The 20,266-nt window shown below is 65.7% G+C and carries 23 protein-coding genes and 1 tRNA gene; 8 read left to right on the top strand and 16 right to left on the bottom strand.

The features are described from left to right. Positions 1-76: 76 nt before the first annotated feature. Both RL72_RS03245 and RL72_RS03240 read left to right on the top strand, forming a co-directional pair. Complete coding sequence (locus RL72_RS03245; protein ID WP_045249376.1) at positions 77-292, top strand: type II toxin-antitoxin system VapB family antitoxin; 216 nt, start codon at positions 77-79, stop codon at positions 290-292. Continuing rightward, entirely contained in the window at positions 289-693 is a 405-nt protein-coding gene (locus RL72_RS03240) for a PIN domain-containing protein (protein WP_045249375.1), read from the top strand. Before RL72_RS03245 ends, RL72_RS03240 begins: the two co-directional genes overlap by 4 nt. Positions 694-728: 35 nt before the next feature. Here RL72_RS03240 and RL72_RS20535 read toward each other — a convergent pair whose 3' ends face one another. Together RL72_RS20535 and RL72_RS03235 are read right to left on the bottom strand one after the other, a co-directional pair. Then, complete coding sequence (locus tag RL72_RS20535; RefSeq protein ID WP_282955659.1) at positions 729-863, bottom strand: hypothetical protein; 135 nt, start codon at positions 861-863, stop codon at positions 729-731. A gap of 9 nt (positions 864-872) precedes the next feature. After that, the gene (locus tag RL72_RS03235) at positions 873-2,120 is read right to left on the bottom strand and encodes a sensor histidine kinase (protein WP_248700361.1); all 1,248 of its coding nucleotides are present in this window, start codon (positions 2,118-2,120) and stop codon (positions 873-875) included. 266 nt (positions 2,121-2,386) lie between these two features. Between RL72_RS03235 and RL72_RS03230 the strand changes: the two genes are divergently transcribed. Next, positions 2,387-3,037 (top strand): response regulator, encoded by a 651-nt coding sequence (locus tag RL72_RS03230; RefSeq protein ID WP_045249374.1) that lies wholly within the window; start codon positions 2,387-2,389, stop codon positions 3,035-3,037. A 52-nt stretch (positions 3,038-3,089) separates the two neighbouring features. Here RL72_RS03230 and RL72_RS03225 read toward each other — a convergent pair whose 3' ends face one another. Together RL72_RS03225 and RL72_RS03220 are read right to left on the bottom strand one after the other, a co-directional pair. Further along, complete coding sequence (locus RL72_RS03225) at positions 3,090-3,566, bottom strand: hypothetical protein (RefSeq protein ID WP_045249373.1); 477 nt, start codon at positions 3,564-3,566, stop codon at positions 3,090-3,092. Further along, positions 3,563-4,192, bottom strand: coding sequence for a hypothetical protein (locus RL72_RS03220; RefSeq protein WP_045249372.1), 630 nt, complete (start codon positions 4,190-4,192; stop codon positions 3,563-3,565). Before RL72_RS03220 ends, RL72_RS03225 begins: the two co-directional genes overlap by 4 nt. A 207-nt stretch (positions 4,193-4,399) precedes the next feature. Here RL72_RS03220 and RL72_RS03215 point away from each other — a divergent pair, with 207 nt between their 5' ends. From RL72_RS03215 to RL72_RS03205, 3 genes are all read left to right on the top strand, one after another. Further along, a complete protein-coding gene (locus RL72_RS03215) occupies positions 4,400-5,080 on the top strand; it encodes a hypothetical protein (protein WP_156156678.1) in 681 nt (226 codons plus the stop codon). A gap of 110 nt (positions 5,081-5,190) precedes the next feature. Beyond that, entirely contained in the window at positions 5,191-5,445 is a 255-nt protein-coding gene (locus RL72_RS03210; RefSeq protein WP_045249370.1) for a hypothetical protein, read from the top strand. Positions 5,446-5,471: 26 nt separating this feature from the next. Next, a complete protein-coding gene (locus RL72_RS03205; RefSeq protein WP_045249369.1) occupies positions 5,472-5,663 on the top strand; it encodes a hypothetical protein in 192 nt (63 codons plus the stop codon). 777 nt (positions 5,664-6,440) lie between these two features. Here RL72_RS03205 and RL72_RS19685 read toward each other — a convergent pair. Both RL72_RS19685 and RL72_RS19680 read right to left on the bottom strand, forming a co-directional pair. After that, the gene (locus RL72_RS19685) at positions 6,441-6,776 is read right to left on the bottom strand and encodes an ABC transporter ATP-binding protein (protein ID WP_156156677.1); all 336 of its coding nucleotides are present in this window, start codon (positions 6,774-6,776) and stop codon (positions 6,441-6,443) included. Positions 6,777-6,927: 151 nt separating this feature from the next. Further along, positions 6,928-8,130, bottom strand: a complete 1,203-nt coding sequence (locus RL72_RS19680; RefSeq protein ID WP_169748204.1) for a coiled-coil domain-containing protein — start codon at positions 8,128-8,130, stop codon at positions 6,928-6,930. On the opposite strand from RL72_RS19680, the gene RL72_RS03185 reads away from it, so the two are divergent. Then, the gene (locus tag RL72_RS03185; protein WP_082072009.1) at positions 8,030-8,749 is read left to right on the top strand and encodes a phosphotransferase; all 720 of its coding nucleotides are present in this window, start codon (positions 8,030-8,032) and stop codon (positions 8,747-8,749) included. The two genes, RL72_RS19680 and RL72_RS03185, sit on opposite strands and share 101 nt — an antisense overlap. A gap of 69 nt (positions 8,750-8,818) precedes the next feature. On the opposite strand, the gene RL72_RS03180 is transcribed toward RL72_RS03185, so the two are convergent. The 9 genes from RL72_RS03180 to RL72_RS03140 all read right to left on the bottom strand — a co-directional run bounded on the left by RL72_RS03180 (position 8,819) and on the right by RL72_RS03140 (position 19,161). Next, positions 8,819-10,255 (bottom strand): amidase, encoded by a 1,437-nt coding sequence (locus RL72_RS03180; protein WP_045249365.1) that lies wholly within the window; start codon positions 10,253-10,255, stop codon positions 8,819-8,821. 59 nt (positions 10,256-10,314) lie between these two features. Continuing rightward, positions 10,315-11,733: an NAD(P)/FAD-dependent oxidoreductase gene (locus RL72_RS03175; RefSeq protein WP_045249364.1), complete on the bottom strand. Its 1,419-nt coding sequence runs from the start codon at positions 11,731-11,733 to the stop codon at positions 10,315-10,317. A 3-nt stretch (positions 11,734-11,736) separates the two neighbouring features. Next, positions 11,737-13,185, bottom strand: coding sequence for a M28 family metallopeptidase (locus tag RL72_RS03170; RefSeq protein WP_045249363.1), 1,449 nt, complete (start codon positions 13,183-13,185; stop codon positions 11,737-11,739). A 65-nt stretch (positions 13,186-13,250) separates the two neighbouring features. Beyond that, positions 13,251-14,612 carry an MFS transporter gene (locus RL72_RS03165; RefSeq protein WP_045249362.1) on the bottom strand — a complete coding sequence of 454 codons (1,362 nt, stop codon included), beginning with the start codon at positions 14,610-14,612 and terminating at the stop codon, positions 13,251-13,253. Between the two features lie 167 nt (positions 14,613-14,779). Beyond that, entirely contained in the window at positions 14,780-15,352 is a 573-nt protein-coding gene (locus RL72_RS03160) for a TetR/AcrR family transcriptional regulator (protein ID WP_169748202.1), read from the bottom strand. A 65-nt stretch (positions 15,353-15,417) separates the two neighbouring features. Then, on the bottom strand, positions 15,418-16,845 hold the full coding sequence (locus RL72_RS19035; protein ID WP_169748201.1) for a Gfo/Idh/MocA family oxidoreductase: 1,428 nt from the start codon (positions 16,843-16,845) through the stop codon (positions 15,418-15,420). Positions 16,846-17,083: 238 nt separating this feature from the next. Next, positions 17,084-17,174: transfer RNA gene (locus RL72_RS03150), tRNA-Ser, on the bottom strand. A 108-nt stretch (positions 17,175-17,282) separates the two neighbouring features. Further along, entirely contained in the window at positions 17,283-18,335 is a 1,053-nt protein-coding gene (locus tag RL72_RS03145) for a hypothetical protein (protein WP_045249361.1), read from the bottom strand. Positions 18,336-18,405: 70 nt separating this feature from the next. Continuing rightward, entirely contained in the window at positions 18,406-19,161 is a 756-nt protein-coding gene (locus RL72_RS03140) for a DeoR/GlpR family DNA-binding transcription regulator (RefSeq protein WP_045249360.1), read from the bottom strand. 47 nt (positions 19,162-19,208) lie between these two features. On the opposite strand from RL72_RS03140, the gene RL72_RS03135 reads away from it, so the two are divergent. Further along, positions 19,209-19,580: a DUF4406 domain-containing protein gene (locus tag RL72_RS03135; protein ID WP_248700360.1), complete on the top strand. Its 372-nt coding sequence runs from the start codon at positions 19,209-19,211 to the stop codon at positions 19,578-19,580. A gap of 83 nt (positions 19,581-19,663) precedes the next feature. On the opposite strand, the gene RL72_RS03130 is transcribed toward RL72_RS03135, so the two are convergent. Beyond that, positions 19,664-20,266: ATP-binding cassette domain-containing protein (locus RL72_RS03130; protein WP_045249358.1), on the bottom strand; the 603-nt coding region annotated here is incomplete at its 5' end.

Here is a 20,266-nt window from a genome sequence, read left to right as displayed (position 1 = left end):
ATGCGACAGACTCCGGACCCCCTCACCCAGAGCTCTATATACTTACTTATACAAATCGGTTCAGCGAGGGGGCACCATGACCGTCACATCCATCGACATCGATCCCGACGAACTGCGGCAAGCCAAGGAGCTCGCAGGCACGTCCTCCAATCGCGAGACGGTGGACCTTGCCCTGCGCACGCTCATCGCTGTTCGTCGCCAGCCGGCGGCGGTGGAGCGCATCATCGGACGCAGGTTCACGCCTGACCAGATCGACGCGCCCACGATCGCGCCGACAGCGACTCGCCCGTGACCACCTACCTCGTAGACAACAGCATCTGGCAGAAGGCCGGAACCAGCACCGCGATCGCCGACAGGCTCAGGGCGCTGTCGCCGAACCACCTGATCATCACCTGCCCACCCCAGGTGCTCGAGTACTGCCATTCGGCGCGGGATCCGCGCGAGTACCTGGACCTCCGCGAGGACATGGAGGGGCTGTTGCCGGCGTGGGAGCACCCAGACGGGCAGGACGCCCTCGACATCCAGCAGGCCCTCTGGGAGAAGGGGCTCGTGCGCGCCGCCGCGGCGTTCGACTGCCTGATCGCTGCCTACGCTGTCGTCAACGACGCCGTGATCCTGAACTCTGACCACGACTTCGGATACATCGAGCTTGCGACCGACGGCCGCGTCCGCCAGGAGTACGTCGCAGCCTGACCGCGGCGGGAATCAGCCAGCCGCCCGCACACTGATCATCGACCCGCAAGCGAATCACGGTTCGTCGCGGGAGTCTCGACGATCTCGTTGCGCACGGACCGACCGGACTCGATCTCAGGGACCAGCGTGATGTAGGCAGCATCTGCCTCGGCGTCGAAAGTCGTTCGCATCCTCGGAGCCTACGCGGCGACACGGACACCTGGATCAGTGTGTGCAACCGGAATCCGTGCCCACAGGAGCCACGTCCCTGAACTCAGATCCGTTTCCAGCTCGCCTCCATATTGAGCGAGCCTCTGGCGGGCGCGAAGCAGCCCGCGCCCACTCGAGCGTGCCTTAGTGCGCGCATCGGCGTCTGAAACGACATTCGTCACCAACAGCTCGACGAAGCCGGGCTTCCCCACGACGTCGAGACTCGCGGCTTCCGAGTTGGGTCCGTGCTTGAGGATGTTCGTCACGGCCTCGATGGCTGTATCTGCGAGAGCCCGCTCGGCTGCCGGCGTGACGCTGAGTGCGCCCTGCGGGAGCGACACCCTGGTCGGGATCCCCGCCTCCTTCAGCAAGGTGGCCAGAGAGGTCACGGCTTCGATCACGTCGCCGTCGTACCGCGCGGGGCACCCATCCGCGCCCTCAGGCCTCGTCTCGCGCATCAACGACAAGAGCGATTGGATGCTCTGCAGCGCCTTCTCGGCCGATTCCTCGATCGTGGTGAGTGACACCTGCCGTGATGCCTCGTCGGGTTGTCTCGGCAGTGCGCGCGCATGGAACAGCACGAGGGTGAGGTCATGCGCGATCCCATCGTGCAGTTCGTCCGCGATCCGCTCCTGCTCTTCTCGTGCCAGAGCTTCCAGGTCCTTCACGACACGTGCCCGTTCGGCGACGACGATCTCTTCTCGGGCGGTGACGATGCGGAAGGTGAGACCGGCCAAGAAGGCGATCGCAGCGATACCTGTGATCCCGTACACCCCTCCGTCCGTGAGGGAGGAGCCGTTGATGGCGATGTCCGCAGTCAGCACACTCAGCACCAGAGCATGAAGGACGATCAGCCACGGCGCGCAGGTTGCGGCAACCAGGCCGAGGGCGATCGCCAGCTCGACAAGATCTCCGCCGCTGCCCGTCAGCACAGCGCCCAGACTGCAGATGACTATGACCATGAACGCCGCAGTGAGCGGGTGCCAAGCGAAAGCAGCGATCGCGACGTAGAGCATGAGCGTAAGCAGGTCAGCGCGCGCGAAACGGCCCGCCGCGACGATGAAGCCGATCGCGATGCACAACAGCACGGTCACCGCCGCGAGCAGCAGGATGCGCGCGATCGGGTGCAGAGTCCGTTGCTGCCAGAACCGCCTGGAGCCAAACAGACGCCTGAAGGATGTCCGTCCCGGGTCGGAGAACCTCAGCTTCTGGCCCGCCTCAGGATGTTCATCAGGCACAGATGCCCAGCATCTTGCACAGCCAATCACCGAGGTCGGCGTTGGACCTGACCACCAGGCCTGCGAATGCACCGAAGCCGAAGACGTTCAGGGTGGGCATGATGTGGCTCCTAAAGGTCGGGGTCGCGAGCCGACGCCGGGCCCGTGGGTTCGACGTCGTCACGCACACGGATGCTCTTCTCACACTACGTCGCTGACCTCCAAGGCTTGAGAACCGTAGCCCTGGGGCTACGGTTCTGTCGAATTCCCCGCGATAGCGTGAAGGGGTGAGCGATGCCGTGCGTGTACTCGTCGTCGATGACGAGGCTCTCGTACGCCATGCGCTGCGCGCGTTCATAGCAGACGATGAACGCATCACGCTCGTCGGAGAAGCCGCCGACGGTTCCGAAGTCGTGGACGCGTGTAAACAGGTTCAGCCCGACGTCGTCCTCATGGACATCAAGATGCCCGGGGTCAGCGGCGTCGAGGCCACGAAGCGAGTCCTCGAGTGGAACCCGAGCTGCCGGATCGTCGCGCTGACGACGTTCACCACCGAGTGGCGCGCGCTCGAGGTGCTTCACGCGGGGGCATGCGGTTACCTCGTGAAGAACTCGACGCCAGAGCAGATCATCGACGCTGTCGTCGCCGCGCACGCCGGCGACCGAGTCGTCTCCCCGGAGGTACAGGCGCGTTTCGTACGCGCTGCGATCGAGTCGGGCGCCACGCGCACCCCTAGCGCACCCGCACTCACGGACAGAGAACGGCAGGTCATCGAACTGATCGCCAAGGGGCTGTCGAACGCTGAGATCGCCGAGGAGCTGCACTACGCCGAGAGCACTGTGAAGGCCGACATCCGCCACATTAACCATCTATGGGGCGTAGAGAACCGTCTCCAGATCGTCCTTCGTGCCACAGAACTGGGCATTATCACCCTGTGAGCCAGTGCCGGCCAGGGCTGTCGCTGAACAGGGAAGGTTGATCGTCCCTCGATCAGAACTCGAAGATCCTGGCGAGCTCGTCGGAGATCAGGACGGTGTGCGGGAGACCTCGCAGCGAGTCCGCATCGACTGACATCCCACGGAGCCTCGCCGCCTGCGCATACTCCTCCCACGGGAAGAACCCGGGATCCGGCTCATCGCCCTGGATCAGGTCTAGAACTTCGGCGATAACCTCTTCCGAGCTTCGCTTCCACGAGACGGGCTCGACAGCTCCGAACCTGGCGGCGGTCACCCCACGATCCATATCCAGACGGATCATCGAGTCGTCCGAGAGTCGCAGATACTGCGTCATCTTCATGCTCATCGAAGGCCCCGCGTTCGCCGTCGGCCTGTGATCGAGCTCGCAGACGATGACGAGGCCCGTCACCGTCAATGCGGAGAGGTCGAAGGGGACACGCTGCGCAGGTTCAGTACGTGCCGACTCGGGATGAATCGGCACGTACTGAACGCGATCTGACTCGTTGGTCATGCGGGCGAGCAGCTGAGATCGACTTGGGCGCCGTAGCTCGGGCCGTAAGGGTGCCAGAAGTTCGTGAGGCCGACGTAGACCTCACCGCGCCAGCCGACGGGGTTGGAGTTCGCGCATGCCTTGTGAGGCGTGGCCCAGTGGCCGGTTCCGGATCCTGGGGTGACCGCCGTCGCCGTACCCGTTGCCTGCGTGATCCAGGTACAGCCGAGGGAGCTGCATCCGAGAGCCTGGAGGTTCGCGGTGATGTCGGCCGTGGACGGACAGCTGCCGCTCTTGTACACCCAGTACCCGTGCACCGATGCCTCGCCGTTGGTCACGTGCGGGTAGTCGGCCTTGCCGTCCCACTCGCATCCCCACCACTCGTTCATGGGGGTGAGCACCAGTCCCGACTCATCTGAGCTCGGCGTGCTCTCGACCGGCGCAGAGGGATCGAAGCCGAACTCTTCGACGGCTTCAGCCACCGAGACGTACCGCAGATCGGGAGCGTTAGCGATCTGCGCCGCGAGATCGGAGGTGTCCGACGGCGGTGCCCCCTCACCGGAGTCGGCGCTGGCCGCAGCTGGCACCGCGATCACCAGGGCGAACGCTGCAGCGATGGCCAGACCGAACTTCTTCTTCGTTCTCATCCACTTCTCCCTTGCTCATTCTCCCCCTGCGCCTGCACCATTCCACGGTTCTCATGCGCTGACCAGCAGAACTGGCATTCGTAGCCCCAGGGCTAGAGGGGAGCCGCCTGGCTTGACCGTCTGCACCACACGGTGGTGCTGTGTCGATGGGTCACTTCAAGCCACGAAGGGCCGTCCTGTCGCTCGCACCAACACGAAGGAGTCACGGTGTCCAGATCCATTCCCACGTTGAGGAAGCTGGCGACGCTGACCGTCGCCGCCACAGTCGCCGCAGCTGCGATGCTCACGGTCGCCTCTCCCGCGATGGCGTCGACAACCCCGGATCTGGCTCCGGTCGCCACCACGGTGCAGCAGGCTGGTGACACGACCACGAAGGTCCCGCAGGAAGACATCGACAACGGCAACCTCGCCGGAACCTTCGTGACCACCTCCAACGAGGTCGCCAGCTTCGACTACGGTGCTGCCGTGGCAGGAGGTGTCCCTGCGTCCTTCGCTGCCGAGTTCGCAAGTGGCGTCATCGCTGGAGGCGGCAAGATCGTCAACGCCCCCGCTGATGTCACCACCGCCTCCGAGGCCAAGGGCGCCCAGATGCTCTCCGCGGCGTCGTGCAACGGGCGCAACGGGTACGGCGTGTACTGGTGGGGATTCCAGACGGCGACCGACTCGTGTGTGACGAGCGCGCTCATCAACGCGATCTGGGCTGGGGCTGGGGCGGCGGCCCTCGCGGGCATCATCTCCTCCGAGACCGGCGTCGGGGCAGCCGCCGGTGCCATCGCGGCCGCCGCGCTCACCATCGGCGCCGGAGCGCTCGGCGTGTGCGCCTCGTGGGGCAACGGAATCTACTGGAACACGCTCTATACGGGTACCCCGTTCTGCTGGGGCCAGTAACGGGTCACACTAGACACTGAGGGGCTCACCGGATGGCTGCGCATTGCCCCCGGTGAGCCCCTCGCCGGATCCTCACAAGGCACCACACGCCCAAGAAAGGAACCAGACCAATGACCAGCTCACCCCGCCGCTTCAAGGCACTGACCTACACGTCGATGACTCTGACCGCCGTGCTCCTGGCAACCGGCATCGCCATGACCGTCTACGCGTTCACGGGCCTCGACCGCGGATCGGCCGCGTTCAATGCGACCATCGGCTGGGCGCAGACTGCACTCATCGCGGCGGTCGTCATCGGCGTGGGAGCCATCCTCTTGCGTCGCTCGCTCGCACGCCGACGCCCACCGTCCGAGAACGCCCAGGCCTGAAGCCAGCAAGGAACTGGAACGAAACCGTGGTCAGATCAACGTGGCGAGGCTGGGCAACAGCGCTCACCCTCGTCGGGGCTGCCCTCGTGCTCGGCGCAAACTTCCTTCAGGTGCAGCTGGCACTCGTCGGCTGGGCGACCGGACTCATCTGCTTCATCGCGGCTGTGAGCTGCGCGCTGGTCGACGCCCGCCGGCAGCAGCAGGGCACCAGACCCTGACGAGGAGATCCGCGCAGGAGCGGCCCGGCCCATCAACGAATCCGGGGCACTCCTGCGTCAGTTCTCCGGAACAGGAACTTCGCCGATGAGGACGTCAGGGTCCATGATCGAGCGCATCAACGAGGCACCGCCCGCCGACCTCGACGTCGAAACCGTCGCCGCGAGGATCGCGCAGGTCTCCCCCCGTGGCCTGAGCTCCGTCCCGCGGCCCGTTGACGACCCGAAGAAACAAGAATCCCCTCGCCGTAGCGAGGGGATTCCGAGGTAATCACGCCAGCCCTTGTCCGGCGCTCGTGCATGCAACGCATACGCTGATGCGCGTGACGGGTCAACATGCGCTGGGGGTACTGCTCAGCCCTGCGCGCATGGTCCCGTATCTCACTGCATCCAACGGAGATCTCAACCGGGCCGTCGACCTCTATCTCTGGGCGACGGAGCTCGCCGGCGCTCGCCAAGAGCAACCGCTCCGAATGGCCCGATCTCATGGTGCGATCCATATCGGCGCCGCACTCACGGATCTCTTCCACGGTGGACCAATATTCCCAAGAGCCCAGGCAGCCATGGAAAGGTGCACCACGGATGCACCACGTTGCCAGCCGATATGCGAAAACCCCCGATCTCTCGGGGGTTTTCATGGCGGTGACGGTGGGATTTGAACCCATATCGATATCCAGCATCATCAGGACGTGACGTCAAGAAGGCCAGAAATTCGGGGAATCAACTCCCACCTGTTCACATCAGCTCCCGAGCCCCTGCAGGCATTCTGTTACTGCTGCCTTACCGGGGATCCGACTGCGTGCCGTGTTCCGACCCGGCCAACTGCTGCTCACGATGGTGCTCGACTCGGTCCACCGCGACTTGAGTCGCTCCTGCTCCGCGCTCGAGGACGATCTTGACAAGCGTCTGGTCCGGACGGCTCGGAGCGAGCTCCAATGACAGGTACTCGAAGAGCTCGGGCTCGTGGATTGCGATCACGACTTGACGCCCATGAGTGAACGCCAGCTGGCGCACAATGGCGGCAAAGTTTGCAATGTGAATGTCATCCATCGACTGGACCGGATCATCGAAGATCAGCCAAGGCAGCCTTGTCGGTGCCGAAAGGTGAACTGCCATGAACAGTGAGAGTGCCGCCGAGTTGGTGTTTCCGTAGCTCAACATCGCCCCGGGGGCTCCGGACGTTGTCCCGTTGGGGAGTTGGGTCTCCAAGCGGACGTCGACTGTTCTCGTCGCCCTCGTCTGCTTGACAAACTTCGGAACGAAGCGTTCAGTGGGGGCGAAGCGACTGAACAACTGGGCCCACAGGGTGTTGAGTGACTGATCGAAGTCGACCATTTGTCTCTTGCACCGAATCGAGAACACCTCGTTCCCAGCGTCGCTGCGTTTCCCGGTACCTATGACTCTGAATTCGCTCTTCCACCAATTCGAGTAACGTTGCTTCCGGCTCAGCCAGGGGAAGTGCCGCCCTCGGGCGGTCTAGCGCTTCGGCAACATCCGCGATCCTCTGGTCGATAACGCGGTACTGCGCGTCACCCGACCGAGCGTCCGCCTCCTTGAGTTGAGCCTGGTCGACTTCAAAGCGGAGTCGTGCTCCCCTTTCGACCGCGCCTTCCATACCATTCGTGATCCGCACGATGCGATCGAAATCCACGTTGTCAGCGGCTGGGGGGAGACTCTTCTGCAACACAGCTTCTCGGACTGCAGCCAACCGCGTTTCCTTCGCCGACGCGACGGCCGACTCGATTCGGACTAAGTCCTTCGATCGGTCGCTGAGACTCCGCAACTTGCGTCTTATGTGATCCGACAGGGCGCCGACGCCGATGAACTCCTGATCGCATACAGGGCAGATATTATCCGCAACCTGCGGGAGAATCGCGCCAAGAAGCTCGATGACGATTCGAACGTCAGTTGGCACGTCGATGGCCTGCGCCTCCGCTTCGAGGGCGCGGATAGTCGCGTCCAGATCTCGGATCTGTTCGTCGAGAACGCGAACACGGTCGGCCCGCTCTCGGTCAGCGACACTAGCGGCTTGATGAGCGCGCTGCATTGTGGACAAGGTCTCGCGCGCCTCACTATATCCGTCGACGAGTTGCGGCAGCCCCACTTCCGGCAGGCCAAGGTGCTCGGTTCGTACTTCATTTAGTCGATCAATCAGGACCGAGCCCTCATCGCCTACCCACCGCTCGTAGAGATTCGCAGCGTCGGCCGCGCGAGCTGCCTCCACTTCAATCTGGGTTGCGGCCCGCTGGTCGCCGAGTTCCGCGCGCATGTTGCTCACCGAGTGAAGAACGGCCCTGAGCCCCTCGAGGTGCGTGAGCTCTTCTTCCTTGGGCGCCTCGGTTCGCGATCGCGATCGCAGGTGCTCGACAATGGCATCGTGCGCGCCCTCGTCAGGCAAACCCAGGAGTGCTCGAGCTTCGTTCGCAGTCTCCCGCAGCGCCCGCTCAGCGTCATCGACCTCCGCGTCCACAGAACTGATCCGAATCGGCTACCCCTCCATACCGGCGCGCATGCAGGCCCCCGACTGGCGATCAGCCTTCACTCTGATGGTCGAGGGCATCCTGCAGGACGCCGCGGACGCCGGCGCGCCCGTTCCTGCTGACAGGGTCCGCGACGTTCTTTCCGCACACGGGAGCGCCCTCGACGCGTGCACGACCGCGTCGGTCGTGCACGGCGACCTCTGGGCAGGAAACCTGTTCCTGGACTCCGCCCAGCGAATCGTCGGGCTGATCGACACTGAGCGGACCCTGTGGGGCGATCCGCTGTTCGATCTCATCGGTGCGGACCAGTTCGGCCTCTGGAATGTCGACCCAGATCTCCTCGAGGGGAACACCGAGCATGGAGGCATCCTCGCCGCAGAGCTCGCCTCCCCGACCGGACCCACCCGTTTCGCGCTGTATCGGCTGTACTTCTCGGTGATACTCGTCACGGAGATCTCCGTGCGGGACTACGAAGGCGAGTGGGTCGCCGAACACAGAAAGTCGGCCGAGGGGATGCTCGCTGCGGTGCTCCAGCGCTTCGATGAGCTCGCGCCGACGAACACCACGACCTCTGCCCTCGGAGTCCGTGAGTCGAACCCTCAGGGATAGAAGGAATCAGCGAACAAGCGCGCGGAGTCCGCAAACGACAGACCCCGCGCGCCCTCGGCCGACCGATCGCTAGATCATGGGTCGATGCTGCACCCAAGGATAGGCGGCCTCGACCGCAGCAGCGGCCTTGAGCACTAGGGCGTCCTTGCCATGACCCGCTGCGATCTGTAGGCCCACAGGAAGACCGTCGGCAGTGAATCCGGCCGGGATGCTGATCGCCGGGTAACCGGCGTGCGCGATCGCCTCGGTGAGGATCTGGTTCTCGATCAGCGGGTCGGCCACCGGGCGACCATCGATCTCGGTCGGGTATCCGTGGACTCCGGGATGCAGGTATGCAGGCGCGGACGTGGTCGGCCACATCAGGACATCATGGTCGAGGAAGATTCGTGCGAATGCATGATGAATCTGCGTCCGAGCCGTGAGGAACGTCTTCGCATAGTCCAGCGAGCTCGCCCTCTCGGCACGAGGGATCACCTCGTACTTGGCACGCGCAGCGTCGTCGATACGCCCGTCGAGCAGATCATCGACGATCTCGAGCGCGATGATCGGCGACCAGTACGACCAGAAATAGTCCACCGGGTCCGGCAGCTGGATGTCGACCTCCTTCACGGTGCCGCCGTTGTCACGATCAATGCGGTCGATCAGGTTCCGCACGACACGTGCGGTCTCCGTCGCGATGGGACCCCGTCCGAGGTCCGGGCTGTAGGCAATGCGAAGTCCGGAGAGAGACGCCCTGTCGAGTCCTTCCGTGAAGTCGATCCCGCTCTCGAGCAGCGCGTACGGATCCCATGGGTCGGGGCCGTGGGTAGCAGACAGCACCATCGCGACATCAGACACGGTCCGCGCCATCGGACCGGTTGTCGTGACGGCTTCCCAGGCCTGCCGCTGGTCATTGAAGGGGATGCGTCCCGCCGACGGTTTGAGTCCCACGACACCGCAGTACGAGGCCGGCACACGGATCGAGCCGCCGCCGTCGCTCCCTGTGGCGATCGGACCGAGCCCCGCGGCGAGCGCGGACGCGGCACCTCCGCTCGATCCGCCGGCGGAACGATCGAGATCCCAGGGATTACGTGTGATGCCTGATAGCTCACTCTCGGTGGTGACGCCGTTGCCAAACTCCGGCGTGGCGGTCTTGCCGATCAGGATCGCGCCCACACCCTTCAGACGCGCCCAGATGGGAGCGTCCGTATCGGGGACGTGGTCTCGGAAGCTCACTGATCCGTATGTGGTGCGGACACCGGCCGTCTCCTCCAGATCCTTGACCGAGACGGGAACGCCGAAGAGCGGGGGAAGGGCGCCGGGATCCGCAGCCGCGAACGCCCGCTCGGCGGCGAGCGCACCCTCTCGCGCGGAAGCGGCGGTGACCGTCAGATAAGCATTGACCACCGGATTGACCGCATCGATGCGGTCGAGCACCGCGTCGATAACTTCGACCGGGGAAAGTGTTCGGTCTCGGTAGGCCGCGGCGATCTCGGTCGCGGAGAGGTACGCGACCTCGTCGTGCATTGCACTCATTGGTGAACCCTTCGGAGTGGATCGATGGAGAAGTAGGGCTGACGGGTGGGTCAGGAGTCGAAGCCGATGCCGAAGAGACCGGCGAGACGCAGAAGCGCACCGTCTCTTCCCCCTCGAGCATCGGACTTGGCGACGGCGCGGCGCATGATCTGGATCAGCGGATTCGCAAACGGCTCCGGCGGTATGGGAAAGGGCAGACTACGAGACATCCTGAGCCGAGTCCGTTCTGTGTCGTCGCCGTCGAGGAGGTCGAGCATCGTCTCCGCACCAAATCGGGTCGCGGCGACGCCGAGTCCCGTATAGCCGGCGCTGTACGCGACAGTTCCGTCCCTGCTTCTGCCATGATGTGCCACGAGGCGCGTCGACATGTCGATCATCCCTCCCCACCGGTGCGAGAACCTCACATCGTCCAGCTGTGGGAATGTCGAGAGGAAGTGGTCGGCGAGCCGCTCGAATGTCTCGTCCCGCTGATCGTGCTCTGCGCGCACCCTGCCGCCGCGATGATAGACAGCGTCGTACCCGCCGAACAGGATGCGGTCATCGTCGGTCTTCCGGTAATAGTGGAACTCGCGCCCGGAATCGGTGATTCCGTGTCGGCCCGTCCAGCCGATCGACCGCAACTGGGCGGGAGTGAGGGGCTCCGTCATCAGCACGTAGTCGTAGATCGGCACGGTGAAGAAGCGCAGGTGCGGTAGAAGCGACGGGTAGCCGTTGGTCGCGAGCACGACGGCCGCAGCATTCACTTCTGCGGTCGCCGTGCGCACTCGGCGACGCCCGTCTGCGAGTCGCATACTGAACACCGGGCTGTTCTCATGGATCTCGACGCCGAGCGACTCAGCGGCGTCGGCGAGACCCCAGGCAAGGCGTGCCGGGTTCACATATGCGTGCCCCCGTTCTTCCAGGATGCCCGCGCGGTAGAGCGGTGAATCCGCGAGAACGGAGAGTGCGTCCCCTCGAAGGATCTGACTCTCATTGTCGGCGTGCAGCGCCTCGACCTGATGATGCTCGGTCCCGACCGTGAGCATCGGGGCGCGCTCCCAGGATGCGTCGATGCCGTAGCGATCGATCGCGTCCTCGATCGCACTGAAGTTCTCCTGCCCGAGACGGTCGAGCACGTCCAGCTCTGCAGCGAAGTGCAGTCGCCCGTTCTCAGGGCCATGGGTCAGGTCGGCTTCGACGAACCCGCCGTTCCGACCGCTTGCCGCTCCGCCGACCCGGTCCCCTTCCAGCAGAACGACCCGCCGATCGGGGTCTCGCTCCTTGGCGATGATCGCGGTCCACAGCCCGCAGTATCCACCCCCGACGACGACGAGATCGGCACAGATGTCCTCCGCGAGGGACTGCCGCGGGACAGGCCGACGATCGTCATCGAGCCAAAAACACGCACGTTTCGCGCCGGCGAGTGAATCACGGATCTCTGCGAGGTCGTTTCGCAGGTCGTGGCCATAGGCAACTGTCGGGATTGCCATCTGTCAGAGTTTCTCACCGGCCGCGAGGGCGATTTCGGCGAAGGCGATGCCGACCGGCCGCAGATCGTCGACGGAGACCCGATCGATCGTGTCTGAGGGGTGGAAGAGGTACATCTGCCCAGCGACGAGACTGACAACGGGGATACCGGCTTCCGCGAACGAATACGCATCGGAGATCACTTCGTCCGCGTGGAACTCGTAGACCTCATCGTTCGCGTGCTCGGACGCGGACACGGGCGCGAGGAACGTTCGCCCGAGCCCGTTGCGCTCGAACGCATCCCTCACGTCCGGAAGCAGGCCCGATTCGTTCGACACGTAGACGATGCGAGGTTCGGAACGCCCGGTCTCGACAGCCCCGCCGTCGTCCGACAGTTCGACTTCTTTGCCGATGTGCTCGATGCAGAGATCCAGCACGATCCTGTCCGCGGCCTCGTCACGGGCCGCGATGAACGCCTCGTGTCCGACATAGTCGGTGAAGTGCGTATCCGTGAGCGCGAACATCATCGTCTTCGGACGCTGATCTATCGGCGTCTTCGCGAAATACTCCGCCAGCGCCAGCACCTCCGACACACCTGAGCCATCCTGCACCGCCCCGGCGAAGACGGCGTCGTGGTGCGAGTGCACCAGGATGATGTCTTCGGATTGCCCCGGGAGAGTCCCGCGAACGTTCAGTGCGTCCTCGAGCGTGTACTCGACATCGAGCTGAAGCGCCGCGACAGCGCGCCCAGGCACGGCTATCGTCTCGACGATGCGGTCGCCGTCAGCACGCGACACCCACAGAGCGGGGATACGCGATCCGTCCACGCCGAGAGCGAGCCCGTTCTCCGTATAGTCCTCGTTGTAGTAGGACGCATCCATATAGTCGCGAAGCGACCCGACGAATCCGACTGCACCGCGCTGCTGAGCGAAGAAATAGTTGTTCGGCCAGTTGTTGGGCGAGTAGATGTCGAACTTGTTCACAGGCTCAGCCAGGGTGCCGTCCGGGTCGAGCATCTCCATCCGGTCGTTGCGGGCCATCATCGACTCCGCGTTCATCGGCAGGAACTCGATGTCGCACACGACGATCTTTCCCTCGACATCGACACCTTCGAAGTCCGCCTGCCATCCCGCTCCGACGTGCACGATCGGTGTCTCATCGGGCAGGGAATGCACGAAACGCCCGAGGGGTGCGGTTCGCCCGGTGCCATTCGCCCAGAACGTGTCGATGCGCTCGCCGCCCAGGGTGAGGCCCTGGTTGCGCACCACTGGGCACGGCGTCGGCGCGGTTTCGATGCGCACCTCCTCGAGTCCGGCCTCGCGGAGCACCGACTCGATGTACTCGGCCGATCGCCTCCCCTGAGGCGTGCCGGTGCGGCGGTGCCCGAGAGCAGCCAGATCGTCGATCCAACCGTGGATGCGCTCCGTAGTCGGGAAGAGATCGAGGTCAACAGTGGGGCGGAGAGACGTGGTCACGATGAGATTCCTTGTATTTCAGTGGGGTTCTGTTGTTCGGCGCAGTCGCCACGCTCGGCGAGGGTTCAGGGTGACGCGTGCTCGACCTCGACCTGAGCTGTGCGAAGCTCTTCGACGATCGCGGCATGACGCCGTTCATTCACATTCCAGAACGCGAGCGGCACCACAGACAGGAGCAGCAGCCCGGCTGGCACCCAGGTCTGGAAGGCGACCAGAACGCTCGCGACGGCGGGGGACGCGGCCGACATCGGGTCAAAGGCGGCGGCTTCGAGGAGCGCACCAATGACCACCGGCGCGAACGAGCTCGTCACTCCGATGAGCAGCGTGAAGAGGCCGACGAGGAGAGCGGTGAGATCCTGCCCGCACCGCAGCTCGGTGACCTCGCGCAGGTCATAGACCATCGCGTAGCTGCACACGAGGGCGATGGAGTTCGTTACTCCGAACGCGCCGGCGAGCACAGCAGCCTGGGCGTATCCATTGAATCCGACGAGCAGCACGATGCCGGCGACGATCACGAAGAAGATGATCGCGTAGACGAGCGTCGCACGCTTGCCGATGCGACGGGCGAGGAAGGCTGCCGGAGCGACACTCACGAATGTGGCGAGCGCGCTGATCAAGAACAGTGTCGACGCTGTTCCCTCGTCGAGCCCGAGGACGTACACCGCCGCATACACGATGGTGCCGGCCAGTACAGCGTTCGCGAAGAAGTAGATGAGCGCCCAGACCAGGATGACGATCACCGGACGCATCCGCAGAACGCGGCCGACGGACTTGAAGGAGACAGAGGATTCATCGAGGACAGCACCCTGAGATTCGTAGCCACGAGTGGCACGCCAGGCCAGGAGAGCGAACACGCCGCCCGGGAGGCTGCAGCTCACCACGACGGCGAGCGTCCATGCCGTCGCAGAGCCGTAGGCCGGGGCGAACAGTGTCTGCAGCTGCAGCACGAGGAAACCGCCGACGAGAACCGAGAGGTACAGCGCCGCCGTGCAGATGGCACGGATGGTCGCGCGGCGCCCCGCATCCTCCGTCAGCACCGCACCGAGCGCGTCGTAGGGCACGAGGAAGCAGTAGTAGGCGATGATGTACGCCGCCGCCACGACGAAGTAGTACGTCGACGTGGCACCACCGAAGTCGACCTTCGTGAACAGCAGCGCCAGCAGGGCCATGGTCGGCACACCCGCGATCAGCAGGAACGGCCGGCGGCGACCCCACCGAGACCTCGAGCGATCGGAGACGACTCCGATCATCGGGCTCAGCAGTGCTCCGAGCAGCACCGATGCCCCGCTGATGAGTCCTGCCGTACCGGCAGGAAGCCCCACTTCGGTCGTCAGGTAGAAGAGCAGGTAGAAGCCGATGAGGTTCTCACCGACACGGATGAAGGATCCGAGGCCGTAGGCCGTGCTTACTCCTGTTGTCAATCGCATCGGCAGTTCCACACTTTCGTCTTCGCGGGATTTCGGAAGTCGCCGACGCGGGATGCCGCCGGTGGCATGAGAGCCATCATGGCCCCCATCCGAAGAGATGTAAAGACTTTTACATAAAAACGGCGTGCAGTGATTTCTTCGTGGTTACGATCTTGTTTCGTGTGGCGCTAGCGAGACGTGAAGACCTGCAGCAGGTGATCGAGCGCGCGCTCCTGGTGTTCGATCGTCCATAGGGCTGGTCGCTCGATCGCGTTGAGGGCGATACCACTGGTCCAGATGCGCAGGAGATCCACGTCGGACTCGTGGACCTCGGTCGTCTCGTCTCCGCCCAGGGCGACGCGGAGCACACGTCTCATGGATGGCTCGACCACGTCGAAGAACTCGTCGACGGCGGGGTCTCCTTGATGATCTCGAAGAGCCAACCGAACGCTCTCCTCGCGCGTGTCCTGGAGGTCCCCCAGCAGGAACCAGGCGAGCGCCCGACGGAGACGCTCCCGCGGGTCATCGAGGGAACGAAGCTCGTCCAGGATGACGTCCGTCTCGCGAGTCAAGCGTTCGACAATACCGTGGATGAGTTCCTCACGATTGCGGAAATAGTGCGTCACCAGGCGGATCGAGCCGCCGAGCTCCTTCGCGAGGTTGCTGAGAGTGAGTCGCGCGAACCCGCCTTCGCTGAGGATCTTGATCGCAGCCCCGAGTATCTCGTCGGTGCGCTCCTGTGGATCCACGATTCGAGGCATGTTCCCATCCTGCCCGATCATGGGCACCGTCGAGTGTGCGTCTGATCGTCATGCCGACCCAGGCCTCAGGCGGACGGAACCACCGCTCGGATCAGGCGGAACACCGTCGAGACGACCTGCGAATCGCTCGTGGGGCTCCAGTCATCGTCGCCCAGGAAGGCCCTCACGTCTGGCGCCAGAGTGTCGAAGTACTCGAGATGCGATCGCACGAAGTCCGCGTGCTCCGCGTTCTCATGGATGCTCACAGAGCGGGGAACCTCGCCGAGCAGACCCTCGTGAACGTGCGTGTACTCGACGAGAGCCGCGGGCTGCCCGGTCGAATCGATCAGCATCCGCCGGTCTCCGACAGCCGGCATCCGTTCGCCGCTCATCCGGTAGGCGAGCGAGAGCGTCGTTGATCCCGACTTGCTTCCCTCAACGATGCGCCGGACGAACTCCTCGCGAACTGGTCCGGGACTTCCCAGCGCCCACTCCGTCGGCTCTGGTGAATCCTGCGTCGACGCGAGGATCAGGTCGCAGAGCTCCATCGTGCGCACGTTGTCCCACGCGGAGCTCAGCGGGCTGCGCTCGCCACGGACCACGGCCTCGAAGTAGCGCATCTCACCGACGAACCCCCGATGGTGCAGGTCTGCCGCCCCGCCCGACATCGTGCTCTCCGGCGCGGTGAAGCGCGTGGCGACGTCCCCGACACTGGTGAAGTCGCCGTCAGAAAGTGCGGAGCGGTGGATGACGAGCTCTCGACTGCCGGTGGTCTCGGCCCACCCCTCGTCTCCGCACACGGTCATCGCTTCGACCTCGGACTGGCGGCTCGGAGCGCTCACCAGATCGAGAGTGCCGACCACGCCGCTGCCGAAGGTGATCGCCACCGAGAGGGACAGCGATTGTCCGTCGCGATTCATCGCGGTCACGACCGAGCCGGCTTCCCCGAACAGCCACCGCGTGAGGTCGATCATGTGTATCGCGGCATACAGCAGATGCTCTCGCGGAGAGGCGGCGAACGAGGAGCTGTCGCACGCGAACGCCAGGGTGAACGACTGCAGCCGACCGAGAGTCCCGTCGTCGATCGCCGCCTTCAGCTGCCGATACACCGGCGCGAATCGCTTCATGAACGCCACGGACACCGAAACGCCATGCTGATCGGCCAGGCGCGCCACCTGTCGCGCCTGCTCAGCAGTGAGTCCCAGCGGCTTCTCGACCAGCACATGCTTGCCAGCTATGACGGCGTCCTCGACGATCTGCACCTGGTCGTCAGGCTGAGCCACGATGATCACACCCGCAACCGCTGCGTCTGTCAGGAGCTCGTCGGCGCTGCCATAGGCCGCGGTTCGCTCGCCGAAGAGGCTCGCCGCGCGCTGAGCGCTGGCCGCGCTCCTTGTCGCGAGTGCGACGACAGGGACTTCCGCGAGCCTCAGAGCCGGGATGACATTGACGCGGGATTGGAACCCCGCGCCGATAACTCCGATTCCGGTGCTTTTTCTCACAGAGTCGGACATAGACGCCCCTTTCGTCATGAGCTTCCCTTGAAGGCGCCATCAGCTGTTCAGCTCGGCAACACCCCCCGCCCAGTTCGCAGGACGTGGACGCTCCAGGAGCCTATCCGGCATGAACGCCGAACCACCCACTCGCGCACAGGCTTTACAGCGCGTTACCGCTGCGTTACCGCCATGCACCGCTCGCGCATGACGAAGGCCCCGCATCCCAGTATTTCCAGGGGATTCGGGGCCTTCGTGGTGGCGGTGACGGTGGGATTTGAACCCACGGTAGGGGGTTACCCTACACAACTTTTCGAGAGTTGCACCTTCGGCCGCTCGGACACGTCACCGCGGACAAGCTTACGCGACCGCGGGATCGATCGCGAATCGAGCGGATCCGGCCGGGCGCGTCGCCTGGACGGGATCCCCTCTCGCGGCCGCAAGGCCCTGCACCGTGGTCACCAGGCTTCGGCGACCTCGGCGTGGGTGCGGAGGATCCCCTCAGTGGATCCGGCGGGAGCGCGGCCGATGCCGCACTCGGTCGCGACGCCGAACTGCGGCGCGTGCGGCGCCGCGGCCGCGATGCGGCGGAGGGCTCCGTCCGCCCCGTCCTCGCGATGCACGAGGCCGAGGTAGAGCTCCGTCTGATCGCCGAGGGCGAGCCCGTCGAGCGGCGCGAAGTACGCGTCGTCGTCGCGCTCGATCGGCACCGGCAGGTGCAGCCAGGTGAGCGGGCGGTGCGCTGCGGCGATGACGGCGTTCGCGTAGCGCACGAGGGTCGCGGCATCGGCGGGCTCGATGAAGTGCCTCTCGGCCGCGTCGCCGTAGCAGAGGTGCACACCGACCTCGACGCCGGAGGGCACCTCATCGATAAGCTCCGCCAGCCGTGCGACCAGCCCGTCGAACGGGTCGCCGGGCCACCACGCCTCCATGACCTTGCCGTAGCCCGCCGCACGCTCGATGATGCCGATCTCGCTCGCGACGTCCCATTGGATTGCGAGATCCGCCTGCGGGATCGCGTCGAGGATCTCGGCGAGCTCGCGAAGCATCGCCGCCGTGTAGACGGGCTCGATCGCCGCACGGTCATCCCCGGAGAAGAACGACGCGATGACGGCGAGCGGCGTCGGCAGCGACACCTGGAACCGCACGTCGTCGGCAATCGCCCCCTCCGCGCGCAGGCGCAGGAACGTGCCGTACGACTCCTTCGCCGCGGCCGCATAGCCGAGCGGCGGCAGCACGATCGACGCGGCGTCCGCCCCGCCGGCGATCCGCAGCGGGCGGGCGTCGAGGCCCGCGCCGAACGGGATCCGCTCCGCGCCCACGCGCTCGATGCCGTCGGCCTGACCGAGCACATCCGGCTGGAACATGATCCAGTGGAACCGGATCCCGACCTCGCCGTCGGGGATGCGCCGCAGCCGCGGACCGAGCAGCTCTGCCGCGGTGCGCATCGTGGTCTCGGCGTCGTCGTAGTTCACGCTGCCCACCAGCAGCGCTCCTCGGGGGCTCGTCATAGTGAAAAGCGTAGGCGCGTTCACGCCGCCGGTTCCGCACGGTTTCGCGGGACCAGCCGCTCCCGCGCGGTCAGTCCGCGGCGACGATGCGGACCCCGGCCTCCGCGAGCGCGCGGACGGTCGGGTCGTCGGCGGGCACATCCGTGACGACGCCTGCGACCTCGTCGAGCGTCAGGACGCCGAACCGCGACGCCGCTCCGAGCTTCTCCTCGCTCGCCAGGACGAACGTCTCGGCGGCCCGCGCCGCCAGCGCCCGCTTCATCGCCGCCTCGTCCGGATCCCCCGTGGTGAGACCCGTCGTGGGATGCACGCCCGTGACGCCGAGCAGGAACAGGTCGGCGCTGATCCGCTGCGCGGCCTCCATCGCCGCCGCACCGCAGGCGACCGCGGAGTGCTTGAACAGCTGTCCGCCGATGAGGAACACGTCTGCGGCATGGTCGAGCAGGGCCGCGGCGATCGTCGGGCTGTGCGTGATGACCGTGCACGACCTGTCGAGCGGGAGCGCGGCGACGACGGCGAGGGTCGTCGTGCCGCCGTCGAGGATGACGGTCGCGCCGGGCTCGATGAGGGCTGCGGCCGCGCGGGCGACCCGCTCCTTGCTGGCCGGCGACACCGCCGCTCGCCTGCCGTAGTCGACGACGGCCGGCGAGGCAGGAAGGGCACCGCCGTAGACCCGCACGGCGAGTCCCGCCGCATCCAGCTCCCGCAGATCCCGGCGGATGCTGTCCTCGGACAGCCCCAGTTCGGCGGCGACCTCCTTGGCGACGAGGCGCCCGTCACGGTGGAGCCGTTCGAGCAGCATCTCCTTGCGCGCCGCAGCAAGCATTCCGATTCCTTCCGATTGTTGCACGTTCCTGCTGTATTGTACCCGACATGACGAAACCACTCATGATCCTCATCGCCGGCCCCTACGCCTCGGGCACCGGCGGAGACCCCGGCCTCATGGCGCAGAACCTCGCCCGGCTCGAGGAGGCGGCGTGGCCGATCTTCCGCGCCGGTCACATCCCGATGATCGGCGAATGGGTCGCGCTGCCCGTGTTGTCCAGCGCCGGAGCGACCGGCCCGGGCGACCCCCTCGCGGCCGAGGTGATGTACCCGACAGCCGAACGCCTGCTGCAGCACTGCGACGCCGTGCTGCGCCTTCCGGGCGAGTCCCGCGGAGCCGACCAGGACGTCGCGATCGCCGAAGGACGCGGGATCCCCGTGTTCCGCCGACTCGACGAGATCCCGGGGATCGCGGCCTGACCCGGGTCCGACCGCGCGGGGCCCGGCTGACGAGCCCGGGTCCCGGCGCGGCGGCCGCGGGCGTCGGCACGCACGCCGCGACGTCAGCCCGCGACGGGGAGGATACGGCCGGCGTCGAGCCGTACGGTGCGGTCGACCAGGCCATCGGGCGGCGCGACGTGCGAGACCAGGATCACGGTCTGTCGCCCGGCGGCGCCGAGGAGGTCGCGCAGCAGCGCGTCCGACGCGTCGGGATCCACTCCCGCGGTCGGCTCGTCGAGCACGAGCACCGGGAAGCCGCGCAGCAGCGCCCGGGCGAGCGCGAGGCGCTGCGCCTGGCCGCCCGAGATCAGCGCGCCCCGCTCCCCCACGCGGGCGTCGAGACCGCCGCGCCCGGCGACCCAGCCGGCGAGCCCGACCCGGTCGAGCACGGCGAGCAGGTCCGCATCGGTCGCCGTCTCCCGCGCGAACAGGAGGTTCTGGCGGATGTCCTCGTCGAACAGCATCGGATCCTGCTCGCACAGCCCGACGTGCCGGCGCAGCTCGGGCCCGGAGACGCGGCCCGCGTCGTCCTCGCCGATCCGGTACGAGCCTCCGCTGCGGAGGAAGCCGACGAGCACCGCGGCGAGGGTGGACTTGCCCGCGCCGCTGGATCCGGTCACGAGGATCCGCTCCCCCGGCGCCACGTCGAGATCCAGGTCGCGCAG

Origin of the sequence: Microbacterium azadirachtae, from assembly GCF_000956545.1 — a bacterium.
Lineage (GTDB): Bacteria > Actinomycetota > Actinomycetes > Actinomycetales > Microbacteriaceae > Microbacterium > Microbacterium azadirachtae.
Note: the sequence above shows the minus strand (reverse complement) of the source record. Positions and strands in the feature narration are given on the sequence as shown.

Excerpts from the sequence above, each read along its gene's own strand:
- RL72_RS03245 (WP_045249376.1), top strand. The coding sequence starts at position 77 with ATGACCGTCACATCCATCGACATCGATCCCGACGAACTGCGGCAAGCC.
- RL72_RS20535 (WP_282955659.1), bottom strand. The coding sequence starts at position 863 with ATGCGAACGACTTTCGACGCCGAGGCAGATGCTGCCTACATCACGCTG.
- RL72_RS03225 (WP_045249373.1), bottom strand. The coding sequence starts at position 3,566 with ATGACCAACGAGTCAGATCGCGTTCAGTACGTGCCGATTCATCCCGAG.
- RL72_RS03220 (WP_045249372.1), bottom strand. The coding sequence starts at position 4,192 with ATGAGAACGAAGAAGAAGTTCGGTCTGGCCATCGCTGCAGCGTTCGCC.
- RL72_RS03210 (WP_045249370.1), top strand. The coding sequence starts at position 5,191 with ATGACCAGCTCACCCCGCCGCTTCAAGGCACTGACCTACACGTCGATG.
- RL72_RS19685 (WP_156156677.1), bottom strand. The coding sequence starts at position 6,776 with ATGGCAGTTCACCTTTCGGCACCGACAAGGCTGCCTTGGCTGATCTTC.
- RL72_RS03185 (WP_082072009.1), top strand. The coding sequence starts at position 8,030 with ATGGCATCGTGCGCGCCCTCGTCAGGCAAACCCAGGAGTGCTCGAGCT.
- RL72_RS03180 (WP_045249365.1), bottom strand. The coding sequence starts at position 10,255 with ATGCACGACGAGGTCGCGTACCTCTCCGCGACCGAGATCGCCGCGGCC.
- RL72_RS03175 (WP_045249364.1), bottom strand. The coding sequence starts at position 11,733 with ATGGCAATCCCGACAGTTGCCTATGGCCACGACCTGCGAAACGACCTC.
- RL72_RS03165 (WP_045249362.1), bottom strand. The coding sequence starts at position 14,612 with ATGCGATTGACAACAGGAGTAAGCACGGCCTACGGCCTCGGATCCTTC.
- RL72_RS03160 (WP_169748202.1), bottom strand. The coding sequence starts at position 15,352 with ATGCCTCGAATCGTGGATCCACAGGAGCGCACCGACGAGATACTCGGG.
- RL72_RS19035 (WP_169748201.1), bottom strand. The coding sequence starts at position 16,845 with ATGTCCGACTCTGTGAGAAAAAGCACCGGAATCGGAGTTATCGGCGCG.
- RL72_RS03145 (WP_045249361.1), bottom strand. The coding sequence starts at position 18,335 with ATGACGAGCCCCCGAGGAGCGCTGCTGGTGGGCAGCGTGAACTACGAC.
- RL72_RS03140 (WP_045249360.1), bottom strand. The coding sequence starts at position 19,161 with ATGCTTGCTGCGGCGCGCAAGGAGATGCTGCTCGAACGGCTCCACCGT.
- RL72_RS03135 (WP_248700360.1), top strand. The coding sequence starts at position 19,209 with ATGACGAAACCACTCATGATCCTCATCGCCGGCCCCTACGCCTCGGGC.